General features: G+C 59.3%; 24 protein-coding genes. 7 read left to right on the top strand and 17 right to left on the bottom strand.

Annotated elements, in window-relative coordinates; all coding sequences use genetic code 11:
- Nucleotides 1–52: 52 nt before the first annotated feature.
- From DY251_RS07300 to DY251_RS07285, 4 genes are read right to left on the bottom strand one after another with little or no spacing between them, the layout of a single operon-like run.
- On the bottom strand, nt 53–640 hold the full coding sequence (locus DY251_RS07300) for a sarcosine oxidase subunit gamma (RefSeq protein WP_116623224.1): 588 nt from the start codon (nt 638–640) through the stop codon (nt 53–55).
- Entirely contained in the window at nt 633–3,629 is a 2,997-nt protein-coding gene (locus DY251_RS07295) for a sarcosine oxidase subunit alpha family protein (RefSeq protein WP_116623223.1), read from the bottom strand. Before DY251_RS07295 ends, DY251_RS07300 begins: the two co-directional genes overlap by 8 nt.
- A complete protein-coding gene (locus DY251_RS07290) occupies nt 3,626–3,931 on the bottom strand; it encodes a sarcosine oxidase subunit delta (protein WP_116623222.1) in 306 nt (101 codons plus the stop codon). Before DY251_RS07290 ends, DY251_RS07295 begins: the two co-directional genes overlap by 4 nt.
- On the bottom strand, nt 3,931–5,190 hold the full coding sequence (locus DY251_RS07285) for a sarcosine oxidase subunit beta family protein (protein WP_116623221.1): 1,260 nt from the start codon (nt 5,188–5,190) through the stop codon (nt 3,931–3,933). The genes DY251_RS07290 and DY251_RS07285 overlap by 1 nt, the downstream gene beginning before the upstream one ends.
- 370 nt (nt 5,191–5,560) lie before the next feature.
- Here DY251_RS07285 and DY251_RS07280 point away from each other — a divergent pair, with 370 nt between their 5' ends.
- From DY251_RS07280 to DY251_RS07260, 5 genes are all read left to right on the top strand, one after another.
- Nucleotides 5,561–8,032 carry a mechanosensitive ion channel family protein gene (locus DY251_RS07280; RefSeq protein WP_116623220.1) on the top strand — a complete coding sequence of 824 codons (2,472 nt, stop codon included), beginning with the start codon at nt 5,561–5,563 and terminating at the stop codon, nt 8,030–8,032.
- A 130-nt stretch (nt 8,033–8,162) separates the two neighbouring features.
- Nucleotides 8,163–8,426 (top strand): hypothetical protein, encoded by a 264-nt coding sequence (locus DY251_RS07275; protein ID WP_116623219.1) that lies wholly within the window; start codon nt 8,163–8,165, stop codon nt 8,424–8,426.
- 235 nt (nt 8,427–8,661) lie between these two features.
- Nucleotides 8,662–11,223 (top strand): GcvT family protein, encoded by a 2,562-nt coding sequence (locus DY251_RS07270; protein WP_116623218.1) that lies wholly within the window; start codon nt 8,662–8,664, stop codon nt 11,221–11,223.
- An 88-nt stretch (nt 11,224–11,311) separates the two neighbouring features.
- Nucleotides 11,312–12,127, top strand: coding sequence for a DUF1194 domain-containing protein (locus tag DY251_RS07265; protein ID WP_116623217.1), 816 nt, complete (start codon nt 11,312–11,314; stop codon nt 12,125–12,127).
- A gap of 33 nt (nt 12,128–12,160) precedes the next feature.
- On the top strand, nt 12,161–12,592 hold the full coding sequence (locus DY251_RS07260; RefSeq protein ID WP_425373285.1) for a GFA family protein: 432 nt from the start codon (nt 12,161–12,163) through the stop codon (nt 12,590–12,592).
- Between the two features lie 75 nt (nt 12,593–12,667).
- Here the strand turns inward: DY251_RS07260 and DY251_RS07255 are convergent, their stop codons facing one another.
- The 3 genes from DY251_RS07255 to DY251_RS21615 all read right to left on the bottom strand — a co-directional run bounded on the left by DY251_RS07255 (nt 12,668) and on the right by DY251_RS21615 (nt 14,475).
- Nucleotides 12,668–13,669, bottom strand: a complete 1,002-nt coding sequence (locus DY251_RS07255; protein WP_116623450.1) for a GlxA family transcriptional regulator — start codon at nt 13,667–13,669, stop codon at nt 12,668–12,670.
- A gap of 159 nt (nt 13,670–13,828) precedes the next feature.
- On the bottom strand, nt 13,829–13,969 hold the full coding sequence (locus tag DY251_RS21620; RefSeq protein WP_170971327.1) for a hypothetical protein: 141 nt from the start codon (nt 13,967–13,969) through the stop codon (nt 13,829–13,831).
- Between the two features lie 335 nt (nt 13,970–14,304).
- A complete protein-coding gene (locus DY251_RS21615) occupies nt 14,305–14,475 on the bottom strand; it encodes a hypothetical protein (RefSeq protein WP_170971326.1) in 171 nt (56 codons plus the stop codon).
- Between the two features lie 130 nt (nt 14,476–14,605).
- Here DY251_RS21615 and DY251_RS07245 point away from each other — a divergent pair, with 130 nt between their 5' ends.
- A complete protein-coding gene (locus DY251_RS07245) occupies nt 14,606–15,502 on the top strand; it encodes a LysR substrate-binding domain-containing protein (RefSeq protein ID WP_116623214.1) in 897 nt (298 codons plus the stop codon).
- Between the two features lie 103 nt (nt 15,503–15,605).
- Here the strand turns inward: DY251_RS07245 and DY251_RS07240 are convergent, their stop codons facing one another.
- From DY251_RS07240 to DY251_RS07200, 9 genes are all read right to left on the bottom strand, one after another.
- On the bottom strand, nt 15,606–15,788 hold the full coding sequence (locus DY251_RS07240; RefSeq protein WP_116623449.1) for a hypothetical protein: 183 nt from the start codon (nt 15,786–15,788) through the stop codon (nt 15,606–15,608).
- A gap of 250 nt (nt 15,789–16,038) precedes the next feature.
- Nucleotides 16,039–18,114: an ASKHA domain-containing protein gene (locus tag DY251_RS07235; protein WP_116623213.1), complete on the bottom strand. Its 2,076-nt coding sequence runs from the start codon at nt 18,112–18,114 to the stop codon at nt 16,039–16,041.
- A gap of 179 nt (nt 18,115–18,293) precedes the next feature.
- A complete protein-coding gene (locus tag DY251_RS07230) occupies nt 18,294–19,262 on the bottom strand; it encodes a methyltetrahydrofolate cobalamin methyltransferase (protein WP_116623212.1) in 969 nt (322 codons plus the stop codon).
- Nucleotides 19,263–19,328: 66 nt separating this feature from the next.
- Nucleotides 19,329–20,426, bottom strand: a complete 1,098-nt coding sequence (locus DY251_RS07225; protein WP_116623211.1) for a methylenetetrahydrofolate reductase — start codon at nt 20,424–20,426, stop codon at nt 19,329–19,331.
- 255 nt (nt 20,427–20,681) lie between these two features.
- Nucleotides 20,682–21,326, bottom strand: coding sequence for a methylenetetrahydrofolate reductase C-terminal domain-containing protein (locus tag DY251_RS07220; RefSeq protein WP_116623210.1), 645 nt, complete (start codon nt 21,324–21,326; stop codon nt 20,682–20,684).
- Nucleotides 21,319–21,621, bottom strand: coding sequence for a virulence factor (locus DY251_RS07215; protein ID WP_116623209.1), 303 nt, complete (start codon nt 21,619–21,621; stop codon nt 21,319–21,321). Before DY251_RS07215 ends, DY251_RS07220 begins: the two co-directional genes overlap by 8 nt.
- Nucleotides 21,622–21,722: 101 nt before the next feature.
- On the bottom strand, nt 21,723–22,370 hold the full coding sequence (locus DY251_RS07210; RefSeq protein WP_116623208.1) for an exopolysaccharide biosynthesis protein: 648 nt from the start codon (nt 22,368–22,370) through the stop codon (nt 21,723–21,725).
- Between the two features lie 139 nt (nt 22,371–22,509).
- Nucleotides 22,510–23,091: a DUF4893 domain-containing protein gene (locus DY251_RS07205; RefSeq protein ID WP_116623207.1), complete on the bottom strand. Its 582-nt coding sequence runs from the start codon at nt 23,089–23,091 to the stop codon at nt 22,510–22,512.
- Nucleotides 23,088–23,714, bottom strand: coding sequence for a DUF1638 domain-containing protein (locus DY251_RS07200; protein ID WP_116623206.1), 627 nt, complete (start codon nt 23,712–23,714; stop codon nt 23,088–23,090). The genes DY251_RS07205 and DY251_RS07200 overlap by 4 nt, the downstream gene beginning before the upstream one ends.
- Nucleotides 23,715–23,780: 66 nt before the next feature.
- Between DY251_RS07200 and DY251_RS07195 the strand changes: the two genes are divergently transcribed.
- Entirely contained in the window at nt 23,781–23,915 is a 135-nt protein-coding gene (locus DY251_RS07195; RefSeq protein ID WP_116623205.1) for an entericidin A/B family lipoprotein, read from the top strand.
- A 49-nt stretch (nt 23,916–23,964) separates the two neighbouring features.
- Here the strand turns inward: DY251_RS07195 and DY251_RS07190 are convergent, their stop codons facing one another.
- The gene (locus DY251_RS07190; protein WP_116623204.1) at nt 23,965–24,657 is read right to left on the bottom strand and encodes a corrinoid protein; all 693 of its coding nucleotides are present in this window, start codon (nt 24,655–24,657) and stop codon (nt 23,965–23,967) included.
- Nucleotides 24,658–24,691 lie beyond the last annotated feature (34 nt).

Below are 24,691 nucleotides of genomic sequence, written 5' to 3'. Positions count from 1 at the left end.
ATATAAAACATAAACCGATCAGGCCGGGCGCGCGTCGCGACCTGCCGATATGCTAACGCACCTCGTAGCCATTTTCTTCCGCGCCGTGGCAAAGCGCCTTCCAGAAAGAGCGCGCAAACGATCTGAATACATAAACCTCGAAACAATTCTCGGTTCGCCGCTGGATCTGCGCGAAAACATCATGGTGATTGGTCGAAACGCCGCGACCGACCGGAAACTTTGCTTTCGAAAAATCCACCGCGAAAAACTTCGCCAACAGCCATTCGGCCTTTTCGCCCTCGATGCGTATGGCCGTGCGCCCGTGCGAAAGGTCCGTCACCGACCCCACCGTCGCCGGTATCGCGCCCAACAGCCGGTCGGCCAATCCCTCATCCTCGCTGATCACCAGAAAACGCCCGGGTGCAATGCCGAACGCGGCGACATTTCCGCTGACCGCTCCTGCGCCCGGCTCGCCACCGAGCTTCAGCTTTGTGGTCTTCGCTATCCCCTCGAGCACTTTTGCTTCTGTGTCCGGCCATGCCGCCACCTGCACGATTGAGCCGGGCGAAACCTCGGACAAAGTCACGCCGATCTTCGCTGCCGTATTGGCATAGCGGCCCGCGCGCAAAACCGTGTCCAGCGGCGATAGTGTCTCAGCCATGCATGCGGCTCCCGTCTGGATCGAAGAAATGATGGCTGACAATCTCCACCGGCCCGAAGCGCTTGCGCAGCGGATCAGATACGTAGGCTCGCGTTCCGCGTCGTGCCTTGCCGCCCTTCACCAGCGCCAGTGCGATATATTTGCCGAGCGCGGGCGAATAGCACATGGCCGTCACATGGCCGATTGAGTTCATCGGATGGTCTTCATGCAACTGCTCGACAATATGCGCGCCGCCATTGATCGGCCTGTTGTCCAGCGGCACGATGCCCACCAGTTGCAGCCGGTTTTCATCGACCAGCCCTTCGCGATCCATCATTGCGGAGCCGATAAACGGCTTCTTCTTCGACAGCATCCAGTCCAGATGCAAATCGCGGGCGGTCGTGCGACCGTCGATTTCCGCGCCGGTCACATGGCCCTTCTCGATGCGCAGTGTTCCCAGCGCCTCAAGCCCGTATGGCACAATCGCGAACGGTTTGCCCGCCGCCATCAGCGCTTCCCAAACGCGCGTACCCTCATTTGCGCCGCAATAGACCTCATAGGCCAGTTCGCCGGAGAATGAGAGACGGCAGATCATGACGTTCACACCATCGATCGTGCCATGCACAATGCCCATGAAGGGCAGGGCGTCATTGTCCACCTTCGTGCCCTGAACGCAGGCTTCCAGCACCTTGCGCGACAGCGGACCGGCAATCGCAGCGCCCGCCCATTGATCGGTCACGGAGGTCACATGCACGCGCAAATCCGGCCATACTACATCCAGAAAATACTCCAGCTGCTGCATCACCTTGCCCGCATTGGCTGTGGTGGTCGTCATCAGGAATTCTGTCTCGCCGAGCCGCCACGTCGTGCCGTCATCGAAGGCGAAACCATCCTCGCGCAACATCAGGCCATAGCGTGCCTTGCCCACCGGCAGGGTGGAAAACATGTTCGTATAGACCCGGTCCAGAAATTCGCCCGCATCCGGCCCCTGCACCGCGATCTTGCCCAGCGTTGAAACATCGACGATGCCGACGCCTTCGCGCACGACCTTCGCTTCGCGCACATAGGCCTGCTCGACCGTCTCGCCCTTTGCGCCATAGATCATCGGGCGGAACCACAGCCCGGCGGAATACATTGTCGCGCCATGTTCCAGATGCCAGTCATGCATCGGCGTCAGCCGCTCCGGCTTGAGGTCGCCGAACCGTTCCGCCGCCAGCGACCCCACCGATACCGGCGCAAAGGGCGGGCGGAAGCGCGTGGAGCCAACCTCCGGGATCGGCTTGCCGGTCGCTTCGGCCATGATTGCCATGCCCGGCACGTTCGACGTCTTGCCCTGATCGGTCGCCATGCCGAGCGTGGTGTAACGCTTCAAATGTTCTGCAGACGTGAAGCCCTCGGTGTAGGCGAGCCGCACATCGTCGGCGGTCACGTCATGCTGGAAATCGACAAAAGCTTTGCCCTTGCCTTTACCTTTGATCTCGAAGACCGGCGCGGGGTTCGGCTCGCCAGCAAAGCCCTCGACCATTGGCGGCGTCAGCTTCCTTGCGTTGGTCCCACCTGTTGCGGCAAGCCCTGCCGCATGGCCTTCGGCAATTGCATCGGCTGTCTGGAAAGCACCGTTGAATGCGCCAGCGCCCACCCAATTTTCTGTTGGCTGCGGTGGTAAAAATGCCTGCAACGTTTCATCCCAAACCGGGCGCGATCCCGCCTGACTTGCCAGATGAATCGCAGGCGACCAGCCGCCCGAAACCAGGAGGCAATCTGCATCGATTTTGCGAGCCGCGCCGCTCACCCTTTGGCCGTCGAACGGCTGCACCTCGATGCCGTCGAGCATCTTGCCGCCCCTCGTCGCCGTCACCGCATAGCCGGTCAGCAGTTCGGCGGAACACTCGCTCGCCGCGTGCCGCGCCTTTTCGGAAGCATCGCGCCTAACATCCACAATCGCCACGATGCTTGCGCCGGTGCGCTTCAGCGCGAGCGCCGCGCCATAGGCCGTGTCGTTGTTGGTGAAAATCGCGATCCGCTCGCCCGTCCGCACACCAAACTCGTTGGCGTATCGCATTGCGCCCGATGCCAGCATCACGCCCGGCCTGTCATTGCCCGGAAACACGATTGGCCGCTCAAACGCACCCGTCGCCAGCACAACGCTGCCCGCGCGAATGTTCCAATGCCGGTGCCGCGGTTCGCCCGATGCGCCCATCGGTTTGTGGTCCGTCACGCGCTCCAGCGCGGCAATCGTGTTGGTGTCGTAATATCCCCACACGCTCGTGCGGTTCAGCATCCGTACATTGGACCGCTTCGCCAGTTGAGCAACCGCCTCGCTCGCCCATGCCGACGCTGGCGTGCCGTCTATCGTCTCGCCCGACCAGTTTGCCGAGCCGCCAAAGCGCGAGTCGATCTCCGCCAGCATGACGTTCGCACCCTGATCCGCCGCCGCTGCTGCCGCGCTCAAACCTGCCGGACCCGACCCCACCACCAGCACATCGCAGAACGCGTTCATGCGCTGATATCGCGATTTGTCAGGCGCCAGTCCCGCGCGTCCGAGCCCCGCCGCACGGCGAATGAAGTGTTCGCAGAGCATCCAGAACCGCGTGCCTTTCAGCGGCCCGAATTCCGGCCCCATAAAGGTCTTGTAGTAGAATCCCGCGCCGATGAACTTGCCTGCGAACTGGTTGACGGCGCTGACATCGAATTGCAGCGACGGAAAGCGGTTCTGGCTCTCCGCCACCAGGCCCTCATAGAGTTCCACCGTGGTCGCCGGAACGTTCGGCTCGCGCACGCTGTCGCGCAACACCGTCACCAGCGCATTCGGTTCGTCCACGCCAGCGGTCAGCAAGCCGCGTGGGCGGTGATATTTGAACGAGCGCCCAAACAGCGTCACGCCATTGGCCAGCAAAGCCGAGGCGAGCGTATCGCCCGGATGGCCTGTATAGGCTTGCCCGTCGAAGCGGAAGTTGATTGCGCGCGAGCGGTCGATGCGCCCACCGGAAGCGATGCGGATCGCGCTCATGCCTTTGCCCTCGGCTTTTTGCGCGCGGGCTTGGGCGGCGCTGGCGGTTCGGCGTGTGTGGAGCGCACGCTCGAAATCTTGTGCGTCAGCGTGTTGCGCGTCACCGCAAGATGCGTGCGACACCCGCCCGAATGTTGCCAGATCTCATTCTGGTCGCCTGCAATGTTCACGCGGTCATAAACATAGGCGTTCCATGCGTTGAGATCGGTCGAGGCGGGGTCCGGGCGCGTGCGGTTGCCGTCGCCCTGATAGGTGAATTCCACCACGTCACGCGGGCCGCAATAGGGGCAGGTAATCAGCATCAGTGCAGCCTCGGCGTTGCGCCTTGTCCCTTGTCGTCGATCACCGTTCCGCGATGGAACCGGTCGAGCGTGAAGGGGGCGTTCAGTTCGTGCGGCGCGTCTTTGGCGATGGTGTGCGCGAAGCACCAGCCGGAGGCGGGCGTTGCCTTGAACCCGCCATAACACCAGCCGCAATTCAGATACATGCCGGGCAGAGGGCCGGTCGTGATAATCGGCGAGCCGTCCATCGACATGTCGCACACGCCGCCCCACGAGCGCAGCACGCGCACGGTTGTCAGCGATGGAAACAGCGCGGCCATCTCGCTCATCACGTCTTCGACGATGGGCAGGTTGCCGCGCTGCGCATAGGAGTTATAGCCGTCAATGTCGCCGCCATAGACCAGCCCGCCCTTGTCGGATTGCGACACATAAAAATGCCCCATGCCGAAGGTCACGACCGTGTCCAGAATGGGTTTCAGCGATTCCGAAACGAACGCCTGCAACACATGGCTTTCAATTGGCATCCGGTCGATCCCTGCCATGCGCATCACGTGGCCTGTCGAGCCAGCAACGGCCACGGCCACTTTCTTCGCTCGAATTTCACCCCGCGAGGTGGTCACGCCGGCAATCCTGTCGCCGTCGCGGATAAAGCCGGTCACTTCGCAGTTTTCCAGAATATCGACTCCGCGCCGGTCCGCCCCGCGCGCATAGCCCCAGGCGACCGCATCGTGTCGCGCGGTTCCAGCGCGCCACTGCATCAGCCCGCCATAAATGGGAAAGCGCGCGGTCTTCGAGTCGTCCACAATCGGCATCAGCCGCTTGATCGCTGCGACGTCCATCAACTCCGCATCGGCGTCCAGATGGCGCATGGCGTTGCCACGCCGCGTATAGTCGTCAAGCTGCGCGGGCGTGTGGGCGAGGTTCAGCACGCCGCGCTGCGAAAACATCACATTGTAGTTCAGGTCGTGCGAAAGCCGCTCCCACATCTTCATCGAATGTTCGTAGAAGCGAATGTTCTGCGGCAGCAGATAGTTCGAGCGCACGGCCGTCGTGTTACGACCCACATTGCCGGAGCCGAGATAGCCGCGTTCGAGCACGGCCACGTTGCGAATGCCATGTTCTTTGGCGAGATAATACGCGGTCGAAAGCCCATGCCCGCCACCGCCAATGATGATCACATCGTAGCTCGGTTTCGGATCGGGCTTTCGCCAGGCTGGCTTCCAGTTCGTATTGCCGGAAAGCGCGTTCCGTATAATCGACAGCGCTGAATATTCCGCCATGCTGGCACCGACTCCCGAACCATGATCGTCGGAAGCTATCCCTGCGGCATATTTCCGACGAATAATAAAACGTCATCGCTTTTCAATGCACCGACGCATGGGACGAATGAATAGCGACGCAGCGGTTTTCACACAACTGTCATCCGAGCACCTGGGTGAGGTGGTGGACGTGGCTGAGTGACGTCCTTTACCCCTCATGGGGTACTTTTCCCTTGTGGAACGAGGAATGCTCCGCCAAGTGGAAGAGGGGTAATTGCCCGCTCTCGACATCATGCGGCCAATATTGACCGCCAAGGGCTGCATTTCGCAATCCATATCGGTTAAGCTCCGAATATCGCTGGGGCGTCCAACGAATCGCTGCAAATTCCATATGAGCCTTGTTCGCAAACTAATTGCCTTAAGCTTTGTCCTTGTCTGCCTCCTGGCGGGCGGTGCATTCGCGCAAGACCCGCAAGATCGCCAACCTCTCTCCGGCATAGCTGCCGAGCAGCAGGCAGCGATTGAGCGACTGTCGACCCAGGCGGATCGTCTCGAAAAAGACATCAACACCAATTCCGAAGACGACGTGCGGCTGGTGGAAATTCGGCTGGCGCTGGAAGATTTGCAGGCCGATGTTCTGAAAAGCGGCGTGGCATTCCGGCCAACACTCACCGACATCAACGCAAAGCTCGAAGCCCTTGGTCCAGCCCCGAAAGACGGCGCACCGGCCGAGACGGACGAAAAGGCGACGCAGCGCGCGGCGCTCAGCAAAGAGAAGTCGCAGATCAATCAGGTGATAGGGCAGGCAGAAGACCTGCTCGTCCGCGTCAACGGGTTGGTGAACAAGATCGCCGTCATCCGGCGCGACCTGTTCGCGAATACGCTGATGAAGCGTTATCAATTGCGCTCCGCAATTGGCCCTGATGTGGGTGAGGCCGTTGGCGACCAGGTATCCATGCTGTCGCGCAACATCTCCGCGTGGTTCCGCTTTGTTGTGCGGTTCAAGCTGCAAGCGGCACTTGTCGCCACCTTCTTCGCCTCTCTGGTCGGCGTTATTTTCTATGTTGTCGGGCGGCGCGTAATCGCGCGTCTGCTGCGCAAAGACCCAACTGCCGATCCCGATTATCTCAGCCGATTGTCGGCAGCGTTCTGGTCCACGCTCATGCCGTCCATCGCGCTGTTGCTGTTCCTCACGCTGACGGTCGCGCTCTACCAGTCCTACAACGTGTTGCGCGGCGATATTTCCGACTATTTCATCGGCCTGCTGCAAATTTTCTTCACCTGTTTCTTCGTGAACCGGCTCTCCAACGCAATCCTTTCGCCGGACGCGCCGAACTGGCGTCTCGTCAAGATTGAGGCGCAGCCTGCGCGCGTGCTCATCTGGCTGACGACTGCTGCGGCGTTGGTCGTGGGCCTGGATCGCTTCACGGGCATCGTAACCGAAAGCCTGGGCTCACCGCTCTCGGTCACGATCCTGAAAGGGCTGTTCGCGGCGTTGCTCGTTGGCGCGCTGCTGATGGCGGTTGGCTCCGTGAAGCCGTTTGCGAGTGAGGATGGCGTGGCTCGGCCTTGGCCAAGCTGGTTCCGCGCAACGGTCTATGTGCTCGGCACGGCGACCATTCTGTCTGCTCTCACCGGCTATATCAGCCTTGCGCAATTCGTATCGCGCCAAGTCGTCGTCACCGGCGCTTGGGTCGCCACCGCCTATATCGGCCTGCTCGCGTCGCGCGCCATTTCGGATGAGGGTGCATTCGGCAGTACGTCTGCAGGCCGATGGATCAAGCAGACCTACGACACCGAGGATTCAAAGCTGGATCAGCTCGGCGTGTTGGCGAGCGTTCTCATCAATCTGCTGATCGTGTTCGCCTTCCTGCCGGTCATCCTCTTCCAGTGGGGCTTTCAGGCGGGCGATATGGCGGTCTGGATGCGCCGCCTCGGCGCGGGCTTCCAGATCGGAACCTTCACCTTTTCGCCGCTGGCTATTCTCACTGGCATTATCGTTTTCGGCATAGGCTATTCGGTAACGCGCTGGTTCCAGTCGTGGATCGACGGAACCGTGATGGCGCGCGGTCGCGTCGATATTGGCGTGCGCAATTCCATCCGCACCGTCGTCGGCTATGCGGGCATGGCGATTGCGACACTCATCGGCATTTCGGCAGCCGGGCTCAATCTTTCCAGTTTCGCGCTCATCGCTGGCGGCCTTTCGCTCGGTATCGGTTTTGGCCTCCAGAACATCGTGTCGAATTTCGTGTCCGGCTTGATCCTGCTGGTCGAGCGCCCCTTCAAGGTGGGCGACTGGGTTGTGGCTGGTGATGTGTCCGGCACGGTTCGCAAGATCAGCGTGCGCGCTACCGAAATCGAGACGTTCCAGCGACAGACTGTCATGCTGCCGAACTCGCAACTCATCAACAACGCGGTCGGCAACTGGACCCACCGCAACCGCCTTGGCCGAATTGAAGTGCCGGTCGGCGTGATTCACGGCACCGATCCTGAACATGTGTATCGCGTGCTGCTGGAGCTTGCGCGTGGCAGCCAACTCATCCTCAAAAATCCCGAACCGTTCGTGCTGTTCACTGGCTTCTCCGAAACCGCGATGAACTTCGAGATCAGGGTTTTCCTCGCCGATATCAGCAATGGGTCCTCCGTGCAGAACGAACTGCGCTTTGGAATCGTAAGAGCGTTCTTGCGCGAGGGCATCGAAATTGCACACACGCCGCGCCCGACGTCAGCGCCGCCTTCGGCAAGCTGGAGCCTCGATGACGACAAGGCCGAGGCGCAATTTGTCGAGCGCATAGCCAAGCGCGCCGATGAGTTGGTGGAAGAGAAGCGCAAGCCGCGCAGGCGCAAGCCCGATCCCGCATAAATGTGCATTAGCGCAATCTGAATCCATCGTTCAGTTGCCGTTCAGGCTCATTGTCCTATAGCATTCACATCCAGGGGGTTATTTTGGCCCTTGGGGATGCAATAGAGGCGGTGAAATACCGGTACTGGACATGATGAAGTCAATTGCCTTCACGCTGGCGATGGCCCTGACGGGCGGTTCTGCAATGGCTGCGAGCGCGGTCAATCTCGACAGTGAGACCCGGACGATCGTTGTGACCGAAGGCGGCAACCGCCAGCAGATCGACATCGGCCCCGGCGAGACGGTCGATTTCTGCCCAAGCGGCTGCTTCGTGACCCTGCCCAATGGCGACCGCGAGGCATTGACCGGCGGCGAAACCGTCGAAATCTCCGGCGGCGCCGCGAAGATCAAGTAAAATCGATTCATCATAGTGCTAGCGCGGCAATGTTCGCGCTGCCCCTCACTCTCACCCTTTCCCCATAAACAGGGAGAGGATGCCGGCAGGCCGATGAGGGGTGTTTGGCTGCGCTAACCTCGCCGTATATTTCTGCCAAGTCGCGGCGCATTTCTGCGATGTCGCAAACAGGCTGCATTGCATCGGCGCTGCCACAATATAGTCTCCCGCGAACAATACTTTGGAGTCGCGGGCAATGGCAGAGTTTCCCAGTAAGGCAAAGGTCGTCATCATCGGCCTGGGTGGTATCGTTGGCGCATCGATCGCCCACCACCTGATCGAGCGCGGCTGGGACGATATTGTCGGCATCGACAAGTCCGGCATACCCACGGACATTGGCTCGACCGCACACGCTTCGGACTTCTGCTACACCACCAGCCATGATTTTCTGTCGTGCTGGACCACGCTTTATTCCATCGATTTCTACGAAAAAATGGGCCACTACGCCCGTATCGGCGGTCTTGAGGTTGCGCGCGTCGGCGATGATGGCCGCATGGACGAGATCAAGCGCAAGGTCGCGTCGGCAAAGGCGTTCGGTACCCGCGCCCGCCTCATCGACCCTGCCGGCATCAAGGAAAAATTCCCGCTCATCGAAGCGCACATGGTGCAGGGCGGTCTATGGGACCCTGACGCCGGTCTGGTCGTGCCGCGCTCGCAGACCGTCGCGGGCAAGCTGGTCGATAAGGCCGAAGCCACCGGTAAGCTGAAGGCGTTCGCCAACACACCTGCGAAATCGCTCATCATCGAGAATGGCCGCATCAAGGGTGTCGTCACCAGCCGTGGCACGATCCATGCCGATTACGTTGTCGTCTGCGCCGGCATCTGGGGTCGTCTCATTGCCGAGATGGCAGGCGAAGACCTGCCCATCATGCCGGTCGATCACCCGTTGACCTTTTTCGGCCCGTACACCGAGTTCGCCGGAACCGGTAAGGAAATCGGCTGGCCGTTAATGCGCGATCAGGGCAACTCCGCCTATATGCGCGACACTGGCGATCCGAAAACCACCGAGGGCGGCCAGATCGAGTGGGGTTATTACGAGGAAACCAATCCGCGCCTCTGCCACCCGCGCGACCTGCTTGAGAAGGATCAGGCGCGTCTGTCGCCCTCGCAGCGCGACCTCGACATGGAGCAAATTCTCGAACCGCTTGAGCGTGCCATCGAGCTAACCCCGATCCTCGGTGAACTCGGCTACAATGAGAGCCATTCCTTCAATGGCCTGCTGCAAGTCACCTCCGATGGCGGCCCGTCGGTGGGCGAGAGCCAGAAGGTTAGGGGGCTTTGGTACTGTGTCGCGATCTGGGTCAAGGATGGCCCCGGCTTCGGCAAGCTGGTTGCGGACTGGATGACCGATGGCCGCACTGCCATCGATCACGCCCGCATCGATTATTCACGCTTCTATCCGCACCAGTTCGACGAGAAACTCATCGAAGGCCGCTGCGGTGAGGCCGCCTGCAAAATCTACAACCCCGCCGTTCACCCGCGCGAGCCATATGCGACGGGCCGCAACATTCGCCGTTCGCCATTCTACGAGCGCGAAAAAGAGCTCGGTGGCTACTTCATGGAGCTTGGCGGCTGGGAGCGCGCCCACGGCTACGCCGCAAACGAGCATTTGCTGGAGAAATACGGCAACCGCGTACCGGTGCGCGAAAACGAATGGGACAATCGCCATTTCTGGCGCGTGTCAAACGCCGAACACCTCGCCATGAGCGAGGATTGCGGCATCGTGAACCTGTCGCACTTCGCCATGTTCGATGTTGAAGGCCCGGATCACGTCGAGCTCATGGAATGGGTTTGCGCGGCGAAAATCGGCGGCGATGCGAATATCGGCAAGGGTATTTACACGCACTTCCTTGATGACGAAGGCATGGTGCGCGCCGACCTCACCGTCATCCGCATGGCCGACCGTTGCCGCGTGGTGGACGGGGCCGACGCCGGTCCGCGCGACTACCATTATCTGCGCCGCGTGGCTCAGGATAAAGGCTTTGACGTCACCATTACGGACGTCACCGAGAAATTCGTCACAATCGGCATTTGGGGACCGAATGCCCGCGCCACGCTGCAAAAAGTGGTCGAAAACCCCGATGGCCTCGCACCGGAAAACTTCCCCTTCGCGGCCATCAAGCCGATCCGCATTGGCGGCAAGGACGTCACTGCCTTCCGCATTTCCTATGTTGGCGAGCAGGGTTGGGAGCTTCACATGCGCTATGAGGACGGCCTCGCCGTCTGGGACGCGCTGCGCTCTACTGGTGTCATGCCGTTTGGCGTCGAGACTTATGCCAACAGCCGCCGTATGGAAAAAAGCTTGCGCCTCCAGAACGCCGACCTGTTGACCGAGTACAATCTTCTGGAGGCCGATCTGGCCCGCCCGAAGGTCAAGGAAGCAGATTTCCGCGGCAAGGCGAAACACACTGAATATCGCGCGCGTGAAAGCCAGCCGGCCATGCTCTGCACGCTGATCATGACGGAGAACGTCGATTCCAGGGGCGTCGCGCGGTATCCGGTCGGCTCCATGCCGGTCATGGATCCGGCAACCGGCGAGACGCTGGTGGACGAGCTTGGTCGTCTGTCCTTCACCACCTCCGCCGCCTATGGTCCGACCGTCGGCAAGAACATCGCGCTGGCCTATATTCCGCGCGAATATGCGCAGGAGGGCCGCAAGCTCACCGTCGAATATTTCGACGAGCGCTTCCCGGTCGAGATCGTCGCGGTTGGTTACAAATCCATCTACGACCCGGAGAATCTCAAGCCGCGAAGCTGATCGCGTCTCTCAAAAAGTTGAATGTGCGGAAAAAATCCCGGACGAGGGGCCCATTGCCATCGCCCGGGATTTTCTTAATCCTTGGTGGATGCGCGGAACGCCTCATATCGTGAGGACTGCTCTCGTCATCGCTGCTTTGGCGACGGCAGGTGCGGGAGCGTCAGCGGCTGAGCCTGTCGATATCGAGCTTGTTCTGGCTGTGGACGTTTCGCTTTCCATGTCGCCTGCTGAGCTTGGAATCCAGCGGGACGGATACGCTGCTGCGCTGCTGGACAAAGCCGTGCTGGACGCCATTGCCGGCGGTGCCTATGGGCGCATTGCCGTCACCTATTTCGAGTGGGCCGGAAATACGTCGCATCAGATCGTCGTGCCGTGGACGATCATTGCCACCCGCTCAGATGCGGAGCGCGTCGTCTCGCGCCTCACGGCCAATCCGCCTGCAAGTGCGCGTCGCACGTCAATATCCAGCGCGCTTGAGTTTGGTGCGGATTTGCTCGCCGAAAGCCCGTTCAAAAGCGCCAAGCGCGTCATCGATATTTCTGGCGACGGTCCAAACAATCAGGGCACTCCGGTCACGGAAATTCGCGACCAGTTGATTGAGCAGGGGATCATCATCAACGGCCTGCCGCTCATGACGAATGGCGGCTATTCCAGCGCTTACGATGTGCCCGACCTTGATGCTTATTACTCAAATTGCGTCATCGGCGGGCCCGGGTCGTTCGTGGTTCCGGTCAATGATTGGGAGCAATTTCCGGAGGCGATCCGGCGCAAGCTTGTGCTGGAATTGGCGGCTGCGCCTAGTTCCCGACCTCCGATCATCTATGCGCAGGCCGAAACGCCGTATGATTGCCTGATCGGCGAGAAAATCTGGCGCAACCGCTCATGGATGTGGGACAGTCGCTGAGTCCAAAGAGAGCCGCATCGCATGAAGCCCGTTATTTCAGATGATCCGATCGAACTCGAGGGTGCCTGCCATTGCAGGGCGGTGAGGTTTCGCGTGCGCTTGAGCGAAGGGCTTGGCTGGGCGCGGCGGTGCAACTGCTCGCTTTGCCGAATGCGCGGCGCGGTGGCTGTCAGCGCGCGTGTCGGCGACCTGGAAGTGTATCGGGGTGCCGACAAGCTCACGCTCTATCAATTCAATACGCATGTCGCGAAGCACTATTTCTGCTCCATCTGTGGCATCTATACCCACCATCAGCGCCGCTCGAATCCGAACGAATTCGGCATCAACGCCGCTTGCCTTGAGGATGTGAGCCCGTTCGATTTCGAAGCCGTGCCGGTTACAGAAGGCATCCGCCACCCGACCGATTATCCTAGATCAGATTCTGAAGGAATTGTCGGCATTTTGAGATTCGAGCCGAAGAAGTAGGCTTTTCAACCCCTTATCCGGCCCTTTCGGCCACCTTCCCACCGTAAACGGGGCGAAGGAAGAGGCACCCCTACATCAAGCGGCAGCTAGCTGCTTCCTGTCAGCGCGTTCCTGTTGCGGGGAGCGGGCATACAATTCCCGATAGCATTTGGAAAAATGCGACGCTGAGACAAACCCACACGCGACGGCCACTTCGACCACCGGCATGGATGACTGGATCAGCAGATGCCGTGCTCTATCCAGCCGGATTTCCAGATAGTACCGCGCCGGAGAACGTCCCATTTCCGTGCGAAACAGCCGTTCGATCTGCCGTCGCGACAGTCCCACATGGTCCGCAATCTCAATCAGCGAAAGCGGTTCGGACAAATTCGCCTCCATCAATTCAATGATGGTCAGCACCTTGGAGTTCTGCACGCCGAGCCGCGCCCGCAGCGGTAGCCGCTGGCGGTCGGTGGGGTTGCGCACCCGGTCGGTCAGCATCTGCTCGCACACGCGGTTGACGAGGTTATCGTCGAAATCGTCACCGATCAGCTTCAGCATCATGTCGAGCGCCGCTGTGCCGCCCGCGCAGGTGTAAATGTTCTGATCGACCTCGAACAAATCGGCAAAAACATTTGCTTTCGGGAATGATTCCGCAAATCCCGGCAGGTTTTCCCAATGGATCGCGCAGCGCTTGTTGGCCAAGAGTCCGGCGGCGGCCAGCACATGCGCACCGGTGCAAAGGCCGCCAATACTCACGCCGCGATTATATTCTTCGCGCAGCCATGCGAGCGCCGATTTGTTCTGGAATTTCTCGACATTATAGCCGCTGCAGACGATGACCATCGAGGGGCGATCTGCGCCGGCCATCTTCTTGCGCTCTTCCTCAAGCGAGGTATCGGCAGCGCACAACACACCATTCGAGGCCGGAACAGACTTACCGTCGAGGCTGGCGAGGCGCCAGCGATAGGCCTCATAGCCAAGCATGCGATTTGCGATGCGCAGCGGCTCCAGCGCCGTCGCAAATGCGACCATCGTAAATTCGGGCACGAGAAAGAAGACAAGCGACCGTTTGATCTGATTCTTCACGATGTTCATGGCACCATCCGGCTGCGCGATTCGCATTTGCGACTGCGTGGCTTTTCTATATGCGACACCATATTTGGGCCTTGTCAATGCCGTCTGCGCAAACATCAAATGCGAAAGGCCGCCAACGCTGGGCGCTGGCGGCTACGCTATCTGAATTGATGAGGCAGATCAGCCGACGAGCATTCCAAGCCGGTTTGCTACTACGGCACCCGTCTGGCCCGGCATCGTCTTGGCAAAGCGGTCGCGCTCACGAAGCGTCGAAAGGTTCGCTGAGTTGCGGGTTTTGAACAGGCGGGTAAAAAGCGTCATGGCACATCTCCGTTTTATCCAAGGGGACACGGGTGCCTTCGCGTTTTTGCCGGAGTGGGGCAGCTCGGTTCTTGTTCACGCTGATATAGGAGCGCTTGAAACCGGCTGCTATATATAAAAGCGAAATGGCTTGTCGCAGAATCGACATTGCGTATGAGATACGGCTCTTTTCACCACGAATATCTCGTTGATTAACAAACCGTTAGCCTGCGTTTTACCACCCATGCGAATGCCGCATATGCGGCATGCAAGGCCCGCATAGCATTCAGGCAAAGAAAAAGCCCGCTGGGCTGGCCAGCGGGCCGATCTACAAATTGGCAGCACATTTTGGTGTCTCAGTGCGCCGTTTTGGTGTGGACGGTGCGGCGTGTATCTTCCGGCTGAGGCCAACCAATGTCCTTCTGCACCTCAAAGGGCAGGGCGTGCAAAAGCCGCTCAGTCTGATACCGGGTGCGTGTCCGGCTATATTCTTTGGCGATATAGCTGAAAGCTGAAAGAATACCCATAACTTGCTCCTTTTTGTGGTCCGGCAACCTGCCGGGCGTTTCTGATGGCTTGACTATCGCGCACGATTTGTGTTCAATCAAACGAAATGAAATGATCTGTTCTGTCAGAAAAATTGAATGAGGCCGGAAAATGAATGCGCCGCTGAATCACCCCTTGCCGTTGCTCGATTTGGACGTGTTGCGCACCTTCGTCGCCATTGCGGAAACGGGCAGTTTCACCTCGGCGGCCAATGCCGTTTTTCGCACTCCCTCTGCAGTTTCCATGCAGATAAAGAAGCTTGAGGACATTCTTGGTCGCGCCGTTTTCGCGCGTGATGCCCGCTCCGTTTCGCTCACGACGGATGGCGAAATCCTGCTAGGCTATGCCCGTCGTTTGCTGGCGATCAATCGTGAGGCCGTTTCCAAATTCGTCGTGCCGGATATTGTCGGCGTGGTGCGTCTTGGTGCGCCGGATGATTTCGGCGAGCGCGTTTTGCCCCATGTTCTGCGCCGTTTTGCACAGACCCATCCGTCAATCGCCGTTGATGTCGTCATTGATCAGAGCGTGAACCTGCGCCGCCGCATGGATGACCGTGCGCTGGACATTACCCTGCTGACCAATTCGACCGGCGCTTCGCATGGTGCGGAAACGCTGTTGACCGAGCCATTCGTCTGGGCCGGAGCGCGCGGTGGTTCTGCGCATTTGCGCGAACCGCTGCCTGTGTCTGTCTGGGAGGAGGGGTGCGCCTGGCGTGCCGGTGCCATGGAGGCGCTGGCCCGTGACGGTCGCAATTTCCGCGTTGCCTATATGAGCGCCCACACCGCCGGACAGCGCGCCGCGATCATGTCGGATCTTGCCGTCGCGCCTTTGCCGAAGTCGTTCATTACCGACGAAATGGTCGAGCTCGGACCGAAGGACGGTATGCCATCCATTGGGCAATATTCGCTGGCCATGTTGGTTGGGCAGGATGCTGCGGCGCCGGTCAAAGCCGCCGCGGATCACATCCGCGCGGCATTCGAGGCATTCCGCGAAACGGGCAAATTCTGATGCCTTCGATCGGCATCCGTCCGGCACTTCCAACCGTTCGAAGCCACCGCCAGCCGTAGTTCTCGGGCTTGTCCCGAGGATGACGAAAGTTCAGATCGTCAAATCAGATGATTTCGAACTTCAGATCAGCTTTGCCGCCCTTTTCGCGACGGTTTGACGTCCAGCGCCAACCGATGTCCTTCTGGATTTCTTCAGGCAGCGAATTGATGATGTTTGCGGTACGGCGGTCAGCACGCGATTTGAGATGACCGCTGGCGATCCACGCCAGTGCTTTGGACATGTTCATTTTGGTTTTACCTTCAAAAACGCGAAGCACATGACTGCCTCAAGCGTCGAATTATCACGCGGTTGATATATCAATTGTGACGATGGGCGACAAGGTTGGATCGCCTGCCAAATTTGCAGGTGAGCTATGAAAATTCACGATGTCATGATTAATGCGCGTACATAAATGCAATTTTGCGCGCGGTTTCGGCAATTATACGGGCGTATTTTTGCCGAAACAGTTCATTTTGCGCGCAGAATGCGGGGGTTTATCAGCGGTTTCGGCGTGCTGCGCGCTCTTCGCGTGACCTTCGGCGGGGTGATCCGTCGCCCGAATCGCCATTTCCTTCGAGCACTTTTCGGGGCGGCAGCGTCACCTGTTCCGACAGTTTGGGGAACGGATCGACCTTGTTCGGCAGCGCCATTGCGTCGATGAATAATTGCTGGAAATTGGGTTCCAGCGCTGTCTCGATCTTCTCGATTTTCGACACTTCTTTTTCGATCTCACGGCGGTATCCGCGATTGAGAAGCGCCATCAACGCGCCGGTTCCGGCGGCGTTGCCGACCGCCTTGACTTCGGATAGATCGCAATCCGGGATCAGGCCCAGAACCATCGCATATTTGGGATCGATGAAGGAGCCGAAAGCACCCGCGAAACGGATCGTGTCGACGTGGTCAATGCCTTGTTTTTCCATCAGAAGTTTGACGCCGGCATAAAGCGCTGCCTTGGCAAGCTGGATGGCGCGAATGTCGTTTTGCGTAACGGTGATGCGCGGCTCGCCCTCGCGTCCTTCCCGGAGCAAGTAAGAAAAGGTTCTGCCGTTTGGAATGATGCGCGTGCTGCGTTCGGCAAGCGATCCATCGACAACGCCGTCTTCGGAGATGATGCCTGACAGATACATCTCCGCGACCACCTCGATGATGGCCGAACCGCAGATACCGGTAACGCCGGTTTTCCAGGATTCGTCCTCGAAACCTTCCTCATCGGACCACTTGTCAACGCCGATGATCCGGTATCGCGGCTCAAGTGTTATCGGGTCGATACGCACCCGCTCGATGGCTCCCGGCGCGGCGCGTTGACCAGACGAAATTTCGGCACCTTCAAAAGCCGGTCCGGTCGGAGAAGATGCTGCTACAACCCTGTTTTTATTGCCTAATACGATTTCCGCATTGGTGCCGACATCAACCAGAAGCATCATCTTGTCTTGACGGTACGGGCCTTCGGAAAGGGTCGCGCCTGCCGCATCTGCGCCCACATGGCCGGCGATGCAAGGTAGAGTGTAAAGCCGTGCGCCGCGGTTCACTTCGATATCGATTTCATGCGCCCAATATTGCAGCGCGCCCGATACCGCCAGTGCGAATGGAGCTTGCCCGAGTTCCGTTGGGTCGATGCCCAGGAACAGGTGGTGCATGATTGGATTGGCAACAAAAACGCAGTCGAAAATGTCGTTTCGATCCACATTGCCTTCTTCGCAAACCTTGCCGATCAGCGTGTTTACCGCCTCGCGAACGGCCTTGGTCATGGCCTCGCGTCCGTCCGGGTTCATCATCACATATGACACCCGGCTCATCAGGTCTTCGCCGAAGCGAATCTGCGGGTTTGACGTACCGGAAGAGGCGGCAATTCGGCCCGATAGCAGCGATACGAGGTGCATTGCGATGGTCGTCGAGCCGATGTCGCAGGCGATGCCGTAGGCTTCGTTCTTCAGACCCGGAAACAGGCCGATAATGAAGGGCCGCGCAGATTCCATATCGCGATGGATTGCAGCGGTTACGCCCCAGTTGCCCTTGCGCAGAATGGATTGAACTTGCGGAATGATATGCGGCGCAACCAGCAAATCCTTCCAGCCCCAATCCTTTTCAAGAACGAGCTTGAGGCGGTCCAGATCGCCAAGCGGCTTGTGCATGTCGGGTTCATCGACCTCGACATAGCAAAGCTGAACCGGCGAATTTCGCTCGATAACGCGGTCGGTCGCTGCCTTGCGCACCACCTGCGCGTTGATGACCGTATCTTGCGGAACATCGATGACAAGATCGCCCTGAACCGTGGCGGAGCAGGAGAGGCGGCGACCGTCCGGCAGGCCGCGAATTTTCTCGTAGCGCTCTTCCTTTGGCCCTTTCGGCGAAATGTGATCGAGCGAGGAAACGATCTTGTGCTTGGCGAAATTGCCTTCCTGCACCTCGATCTGACAGCGCCCGCATGTCGCGCGTCCGCCGCAGACCGACTCCACATAAACGCCCAGTGAGCGGGCCGCGTCGAGTATCGGCGTGCCTAGAGGAAAGCGCCCGCGCTTGCCCGATGGCATGAAGAGAACGAGAGGATCGTCGCTATTTATAGGTGCGTTCATGATGAATACCCCTCATCCGCCTGCCGGCACCTTCTCCCGCACGGAGAGAAGGCCGATATTGCGAGCGTTGGTTTCAATCGCCAACGCTGCAAATTGCGTGGGACATTGCGGAAGTCTTCCTTCTCCCCTTGAGGGAGAAGGTGCCGGCTGGCGAATGAGCGGGTCCGGCATGGCTGCTATTATCCCTGCGCTCTGCGGGCTTCACGTCCGCCACGGCGGCGGCCACCGGCTGCGCCAGCGTCGCCCGGAGCAGTGACCGGAACCGGAGCAGGAGCGGCGTGTTCACCGGGCTTGTAGTCCTTGTAGGTGCGGATCCAGTTCATGCAGTCCTTGTCCGTGCCGTTGAGCACGTTTGCGCCGCGAACAGCTTCCATTTCCTGCGGACGGCAAGGATTCATGATGGCCGACGTCATGCCCGCGCCGATGACCATCGGGATGAATGCACCGTTGATGCCGTGACGGTGCGGCAGGCCGAACGAAATGTTCGAAAGGCCGCAGGTTGTATTGACCTTCAATTCTTCGCGCAGGCGGCGCAGCAGCGCAAACACCTGACGGCCAGCATCGCCAAGTGCGCCGATCGGCATGACGAGCGGATCGACTACGACGTCTTCCGGCTTGATGCCGTGATCCATGGCGCGTTCGACGATCTTCTTGGCGACCGCAAAACGCACATCCGGGTCCATGGAAATGCCGGTTTCGTCGTTCGAGATCGCGACGACCGGAACGTTGTATTTCTTGACCAATGGCAGAATGGCTTCGAGCTTTTCTTCCTCGCCGGTGACGGAGTTTACCAGCGGGCGGCCCTTCGCCACCTTCAGGCCAGCCTCGATGGCGGCGGTGACGGACGAGTCGATGGAGATGGGGAGGTCCACCAAATTCTGCACGATTTCAATTGTTTGAACGAGCAGCGCCGGTTCTGTCGCGTTCGGGTCAACTGCCGTTACGCCCGCATTCACGTCGAGCATGGTTGCGCCAGCTGCAGCCTGTTCGAGCGCGTCCTTGATGACAGTCTCGAAGTTGCCTGCCTGCATTTCCGCAGCGAGCTTCTTGCGGCCGGTCGGGTTGATCCTCTCGCCGATCACGCAAAAGGGTTGATCGAAGCCGATAACGATTTCGCGGGTTGCAGACGCAACGATCGTGCGGGTCATAAAGCTCTCCTCTGATATAAAGACTTCTTTATATCGTTATTTGTTCTTGTTCAAGAGCGCGCACGGTCAGTGCGCCGTCTTCACCAGATCGACTTGTGTTTCGATCTTGTTTTTCTGCAAAATTTCGTCGAGCCGTTCGGCAACCATGCGGTCGTCCTGCCGCGCTTCGCGCTGCCACGGACGCCGGCCTTTGAGCACGCCTGATTCATCGACGATCTCGGCGACATATTCCTCCTGCCGATACGCCATGACATGGACGCCGGAAACGCCTGCAATTTCCTTCACCTCGTTGATGATGTCGATGCAGATGCGCTTGCCTTCTTTCTTCTGATCTTCAGCACCTTCCAACCGCTTGATGATCGCATCCGGGATATGGATGCCGGGAACGTTCGAGCGAATCCATTTTGCGGTTTTCGCGGAGGCCAGCGGACCGACCCCGCACAGAACGAAGACTTTTTCAGTATGGCCGAGGTCACGCGCCTTCTGCATGAAGGTTTTGAACATCGGTACGTCGAAGCAATATTGCGTTTGCACGAATTGCGCGCCCGCCGCGATCTTCTTGCCGAGGTGAAGCGGTCGGAAATCAAAGGGCGGCGCAAAGGGGTTCACGGCCGCGCCAAGGAAAAGCTGTGGCGGTGTGGTGAGCTTGCGGCCCGACAGGAATTTTCCATTGTCGCGCATGATGCGGATGGTTTCGAGCAGCGAGATGGAATCGAGGTCGAATACGGGCTTTGCGCCGGGCTGGTCGCCTGCCTGAACGCCGTCGCCAGTGAGGCAAAGGATGTTTGCGACACCCATTGCCGCCCCGCCCAAGACATCACCCTGAATTGCGATGCGGTTCTTGTCGCGGCAGGCAATCTGCATGATTGGCGCATAGCCCATGCGGGTGAGCAGCGCGCAAATTCCGACAGACGACATGTGGCAGTTTGCGCCCGACGCATCGACAGCGTTGATGCCGTCCACCCAGCCGTCAAACACCTTGGCGCGGTTGTAGACGTCTTCCGGGTCGGCGCTGTCTGGCGGGTTGAGTTCGGTGGTGACGGCAAACTCCCCGCGACGCAGAACGCGCTCAAGCCGACCACGCGATGAATGGCCGGGCAGGGGCTCTAGCGGAAGGTGTACGCCTTCGGGGTTTTCGTCGATGTGTACGGGCCGCTTAGCCATGAAAAGACTCTCCCGCTTTGCGTCCGATTTGTTTGGTAGCGAGGGCGGTTTTTGTACCCCTCATCCGCCTGCCGGCACCTTCTGCCACAAGGGGAGAAGGCAGGTGGTTGCGACCTCTGGCAAGCTCCGAGACGCGTGAGATTGACGCCCACGCTGCAATTTTCGTCCTTCTCCCCTTGTGGCAGAAGGTGGCGGCAAGAGGATGAGGGGTAAGGGGTGGGGGTGCCATGCGCGCCATCGAGGTCGAAACGGCCATCACGTTTGCGCTCCGTGTTCCCGCGAAGCGGCGGCCTGGGCCGTGACGCGCAGCCACGCGGATGTTTCGCGCAACGACTGATCCACCGGCTTCTGCACGTTCAAAATCATATCCCCATGCGCCATGTTGCGCGACCCTTCCCACGCCTTCACCCATACACAGGGCATGTTGGGCTCAACCTCGCAATTGCCGTTTGCGCGCACGCCGCCGCAAGGGCCGTTGCGCAACTGCTTGGGGCAGTTCATCGGGCAGGACATGCCGGTGGAGGAAAGCACGCATTGGCCGCACATGCGGCAATCGAACATGAAACCTTTTACGTTGCGCTCGACAAATTTGATCGGCGCTTCAACGCGACCGTAGCCAATTGCCTTCCAAATGGGATGCAGCTTCAGGAACATACTGGCAAAGCGCGCGTAGAACCATTCCAGTGCGCGCGAATGGCGGATCGACCATAGCCGTACGGTATAGCTGCGCTGGACGCGCCGCTGAGGCGAAACGTCTGCCGGTTTGTAGTCAGTTTTCGGCGCAGTTTTCTTGACCACACTTGCCTGCGTTTCGCCTGCCTTGGCGACGGGTGGCAGCGATTCAGCTGCAGCGCTGGCCGGTCCTGCTGCTGTCGTCGATTGGGTCTTGTTCTCAGCCATTTTCCTTGCCGCCTGCCTTGGCAAGCGCAACGAGGCGCTCGCGTGGGTACTCAGCATCCAGCGCCGCAGCGGCCTTGTCCGCCTCAGCTTCGAGTTCGTCGCCAACGGCTACGGGGTTGGCCTTGCGCCACTCGGCAAGGTAGGCATCCGTATCGCTGTCGCCGGAACGCATGGCGGCCATGTCGATGGCCTCGGTGAAGCGCAGCGGCAATTCCCGCTTTGCATTCTGCCGCCCCTTGCGCACGATTACCTGCGCGGGAATGTCTCGCCAATAAACGACAATAAGATCAGCCATATCGCCTCACATGGATCTATCTGAAAGCATTGCCGCAAGCAGTGATCGCTCGCTTGTTGCGGCACGACGCGCGCGCATTCAAAAACGACGCGTACTTTGCGCTACATTATCCACGCAAGAAGTGCATGCCCCGCGAAGCCCGCAGCTGTGAATATACCGACAATAACGGCCATAGCGACGACGCCCACAAGGCCGCCAAGCGCGAACAATATGCCGTCGCGTTCAAGAAGCGAAAGACCGAGCAGGGTAGTGCAGAACGCCGGAAGCCAATTGCCGCCGGGAATCGGCAGCGTCACCACAATCGCCATGAACAGCGCGATGCCGCCGACAACGCGTTCGCCCTGCCTGCGCCAAAAGGGCCAGTAACGCGGCTTGATAAGCTTTTCCATCTTTGCAAGGCGCGGCACCAGCGATGCCATGATGCTGCGAAATTGCTCGGCGCTGAGCGATCGCTTGCCAAGCATTTCCGGCAGCCATGTCCGGCGTCTGCCAGATACCATCTGTGCTGCGATGATGATGAGCGGGAGGCCGAGAACGGCTGAGGAGCCAGGCGGCAATGGCAAGAGGTTAAGCCCGGCGAAAAGCACCAGCATGGGCGCAAAAGCGCGCGCGCCGAGCGATTTGCAAATATGATCAAGCGTTACGGGGCCTTCGGCGTCGCGCGCAAGCTGCGCAAAGACTTCCGACAGGCGCCGGGAGCGACGAAGTCGCGGCGCAGAGCCTTCCGGCCCGTCGTCAAACGTCTTCATTCACATAGCCCCATACGTGCACAGTCTCCAGCGAAGCAACCCGCCGAGATTGTGAGGGGGATGCCTTAATCTTTGATGACAGCTTTCAGCCCTGAAACATAAACAGCGCGTTGATGCAAATCAAACCGATCAAAGCAATTCACCGCCGCAGTTCAAGTATGTCCAGTTTCGACTCATAATAGGGCTCTGGGAACTCGATGCGCCAGCTATCCTTTCCGGTGCGGAAGGCGTAGCCAACCTGATCCGACTTTGGTCCTGCGCCGTATGCCGGGGGCGTATCGCCGTCGATATAGCCCACGCCGAGGTAGGTGAGGCGGGTGGGGCCGTCATCGAAAAAGCGACCCTTTGTGCGCTGCGAGCCGGTGCGCTTTTCCAACTGCCAGCCCGAGCCGTCATCGGTGACTTTGCACTTGAACCAGCCATAGACGACGAGCGGCAGATTCTCGCCAAGCTTGACCACGCGGCAGCGCCAATTTCCGGTCAGCTTCATGCCGGAAAACTCAAGCTGCTTTGCGTTGAGCAATTTCTCTACGCCCGCAAACTCTCCGGAATCGCCACCCGCCTTGGCTTCGGCAATGGCGGCAGCCCGCGTTTTTTCATAATTGTCGAGGCGCTTCTGGTCCGCTGGCGTGATTGTGGACAGGATGGTGCCTGTCGCGAACGCGCTGCCGCAGATGGCGAGCAGACCGAGAAAGGCAACAGCAGCGGAGCGTTTTTTCATTTGGTCATCCCGGCTTGATGGGCGAGGGAAGGGGTGAGGTCGCCATAGCCCGTCGAGCGGCGTTCATAGGTCAGGCCGAGCAGTTTTGCTGCGCCTTCGGCCACCTCATCCAGCGCAGGATCGTCTGTTTGCGCCAGATAGATCAGCTTTTCATAATTGCCGAAATAGTCAGGAATGAGTTCGGGGTGCCGATCCAGCCCCAGCGGTCGGATGAAGAAGGCATCGAACTGGCGGCAGAGAAAATCGGTCATGTAAAAGGCGAGCATGTCTGCCTCGCCGGAGGCCATGAATTGTGCAGTTCCCTGATAGAACGCGAAGCAATGAGGGCCGTCCATGCGCTCCACGCCATGTTTTTGGCAAATAATGTCGAGCCCACCGCCGGTTCCGCAATCCGCATAACCAACGAAGATTCGGTCGTAGCCCTCGCCCTTGGCTTTGGCGATGGCTTCGTCCATCGCTGGCGCGATGCGGTCCGGGTAAAAGTGAAATTCGGCGGGCAGACAGGTGAGTTCCAGATGGTCCAGGCCAAGCTGGGACTTAACCGCCAGCACTTCGCGCGCAATCATGCCGCAGGCAATGACCAGCAGCTTTTCGTGAGGTTCTTTTTTGGCTTTTCGAGTCATTGGAACCAACAGGCTCCCTTCGCGTTTTCTAACCGCCGAACCTATCCAATGAGGGAGACATCGTCCATGAAACTGTCACGACTTGCCCCGGTTGCAATCCTCACAGTGGCCCTTTTCGCCTCCGCATGCGCCAACACCGTACGTGGCGTCGGCAAGGATGTGAAACAAACCGGCCAGGCCGTTGAGGATACGATCGAGTAGGCTACGGCTGAGCATAGTTAAAGGCCGCGCTTCGCGCGGCCTTTTGCATTTAAGCCCGCACGTTATGGCGGCGTTTCATAAATTCCTTGGCGGTTTCGACGGCCACGGCAGCGTCTCGGCAATAGGCATCTGCGCCGACAGCCTTGCCGAACTCCTCGTTTAGCGGCGCGCCGCCGACCAGCACGACAAAATCGTCGCGAATGCCTTTTTCCTTCATCGTGTCGATAACCACCTTCATGTAAGGCATCGTGGTGGTGAGCAGCGCAGACATGCCGATGATGTCCGGCTGGTGCTCTTCAATCGCGGCGAGATAGTTCTCGACCGGGTTGTTGATGCCGAGATCGACAACATCGAATCCAGCGCCTTCCATCATCATGCCGACGAGGTTCTTGCCGATGTCATGAATGTCGCCCTTGACTGTGCCAATAACCAGCTTGCCTTGCTTTGGTGCGTTAGTGGCCGCCAGAAGCGGACGCAGGATCGCCATGCCGGCCTTCATCGCGTTGGCCGAGAGGAGCACTTCCGGCACAAACAGAATGCCGTCTCGGAAATCTTCACCGACGATGCGCATGCCCTCGACAAGCGCTTCAGTGAGCACCTTATAGGGCTCCCAGCCGCGCTCGAGCAGGATATGCGTGCCTTCCTCGATCTCTTCCTTCAACCCGTCATACAGGTCGTCATGCATCTGCTGGACAAGTTCGTCGTCCGAAAGTTCGGAGAGGATAATTTCGTCGTCCGACATGAGTGGCTCCTGCAGCGAATGGCTCAGCCCTTTT

Source organism: Mesorhizobium denitrificans (genome assembly GCF_003403035.1).
GTDB classification, from domain to species: Bacteria; Pseudomonadota; Alphaproteobacteria; order Rhizobiales; family Rhizobiaceae; genus Mesorhizobium_G; species Mesorhizobium_G denitrificans.
Note: the sequence above shows the minus strand (reverse complement) of the source record. Positions and strands in the feature narration are given on the sequence as shown.

What these genes read in the sequence shown, in the direction of transcription:
- DY251_RS07210 (WP_116623208.1), bottom strand. Translation starts at nt 22,370, where the DNA reads ATGAAGACGTTTGACGACGGGCCGGAAGGCTCTGCGCCGCGACTTCGT.
- DY251_RS21615 (WP_170971326.1), bottom strand. Translation starts at nt 14,475, where the DNA reads ATGGGTATTCTTTCAGCTTTCAGCTATATCGCCAAAGAATATAGCCGG.
- DY251_RS07275 (WP_116623219.1), top strand. Translation starts at nt 8,163, where the DNA reads ATGATGAAGTCAATTGCCTTCACGCTGGCGATGGCCCTGACGGGCGGT.
- DY251_RS07270 (WP_116623218.1), top strand. Translation starts at nt 8,662, where the DNA reads ATGGCAGAGTTTCCCAGTAAGGCAAAGGTCGTCATCATCGGCCTGGGT.
- DY251_RS07230 (WP_116623212.1), bottom strand. Translation starts at nt 19,262, where the DNA reads ATGACCCGCACGATCGTTGCGTCTGCAACCCGCGAAATCGTTATCGGC.
- DY251_RS07255 (WP_116623450.1), bottom strand. Translation starts at nt 13,669, where the DNA reads ATGAACATCGTGAAGAATCAGATCAAACGGTCGCTTGTCTTCTTTCTC.
- DY251_RS07205 (WP_116623207.1), bottom strand. Translation starts at nt 23,091, where the DNA reads ATGAAAAAACGCTCCGCTGCTGTTGCCTTTCTCGGTCTGCTCGCCATC.
- DY251_RS07295 (WP_116623223.1), bottom strand. Translation starts at nt 3,629, where the DNA reads ATGAGCGCGATCCGCATCGCTTCCGGTGGGCGCATCGACCGCTCGCGC.
- DY251_RS07200 (WP_116623206.1), bottom strand. Translation starts at nt 23,714, where the DNA reads ATGACTCGAAAAGCCAAAAAAGAACCTCACGAAAAGCTGCTGGTCATT.
- DY251_RS07190 (WP_116623204.1), bottom strand. Translation starts at nt 24,657, where the DNA reads ATGTCGGACGACGAAATTATCCTCTCCGAACTTTCGGACGACGAACTT.
- DY251_RS07265 (WP_116623217.1), top strand. Translation starts at nt 11,312, where the DNA reads ATGCGCGGAACGCCTCATATCGTGAGGACTGCTCTCGTCATCGCTGCT.
- DY251_RS07300 (WP_116623224.1), bottom strand. Translation starts at nt 640, where the DNA reads ATGGCTGAGACACTATCGCCGCTGGACACGGTTTTGCGCGCGGGCCGC.
- DY251_RS07240 (WP_116623449.1), bottom strand. Translation starts at nt 15,788, where the DNA reads ATGAACATGTCCAAAGCACTGGCGTGGATCGCCAGCGGTCATCTCAAA.
- DY251_RS07285 (WP_116623221.1), bottom strand. Translation starts at nt 5,190, where the DNA reads ATGGCGGAATATTCAGCGCTGTCGATTATACGGAACGCGCTTTCCGGC.
- DY251_RS07280 (WP_116623220.1), top strand. Translation starts at nt 5,561, where the DNA reads ATGAGCCTTGTTCGCAAACTAATTGCCTTAAGCTTTGTCCTTGTCTGC.
- DY251_RS07290 (WP_116623222.1), bottom strand. Translation starts at nt 3,931, where the DNA reads ATGCTGATTACCTGCCCCTATTGCGGCCCGCGTGACGTGGTGGAATTC.
- DY251_RS07215 (WP_116623209.1), bottom strand. Translation starts at nt 21,621, where the DNA reads ATGGCTGATCTTATTGTCGTTTATTGGCGAGACATTCCCGCGCAGGTA.
- DY251_RS07220 (WP_116623210.1), bottom strand. Translation starts at nt 21,326, where the DNA reads ATGGCTGAGAACAAGACCCAATCGACGACAGCAGCAGGACCGGCCAGC.
- DY251_RS07245 (WP_116623214.1), top strand. Translation starts at nt 14,606, where the DNA reads ATGAATGCGCCGCTGAATCACCCCTTGCCGTTGCTCGATTTGGACGTG.
- DY251_RS07225 (WP_116623211.1), bottom strand. Translation starts at nt 20,426, where the DNA reads ATGGCTAAGCGGCCCGTACACATCGACGAAAACCCCGAAGGCGTACAC.
- DY251_RS21620 (WP_170971327.1), bottom strand. Translation starts at nt 13,969, where the DNA reads ATGACGCTTTTTACCCGCCTGTTCAAAACCCGCAACTCAGCGAACCTT.
- DY251_RS07195 (WP_116623205.1), top strand. Translation starts at nt 23,781, where the DNA reads ATGAAACTGTCACGACTTGCCCCGGTTGCAATCCTCACAGTGGCCCTT.
- DY251_RS07235 (WP_116623213.1), bottom strand. Translation starts at nt 18,114, where the DNA reads ATGAACGCACCTATAAATAGCGACGATCCTCTCGTTCTCTTCATGCCA.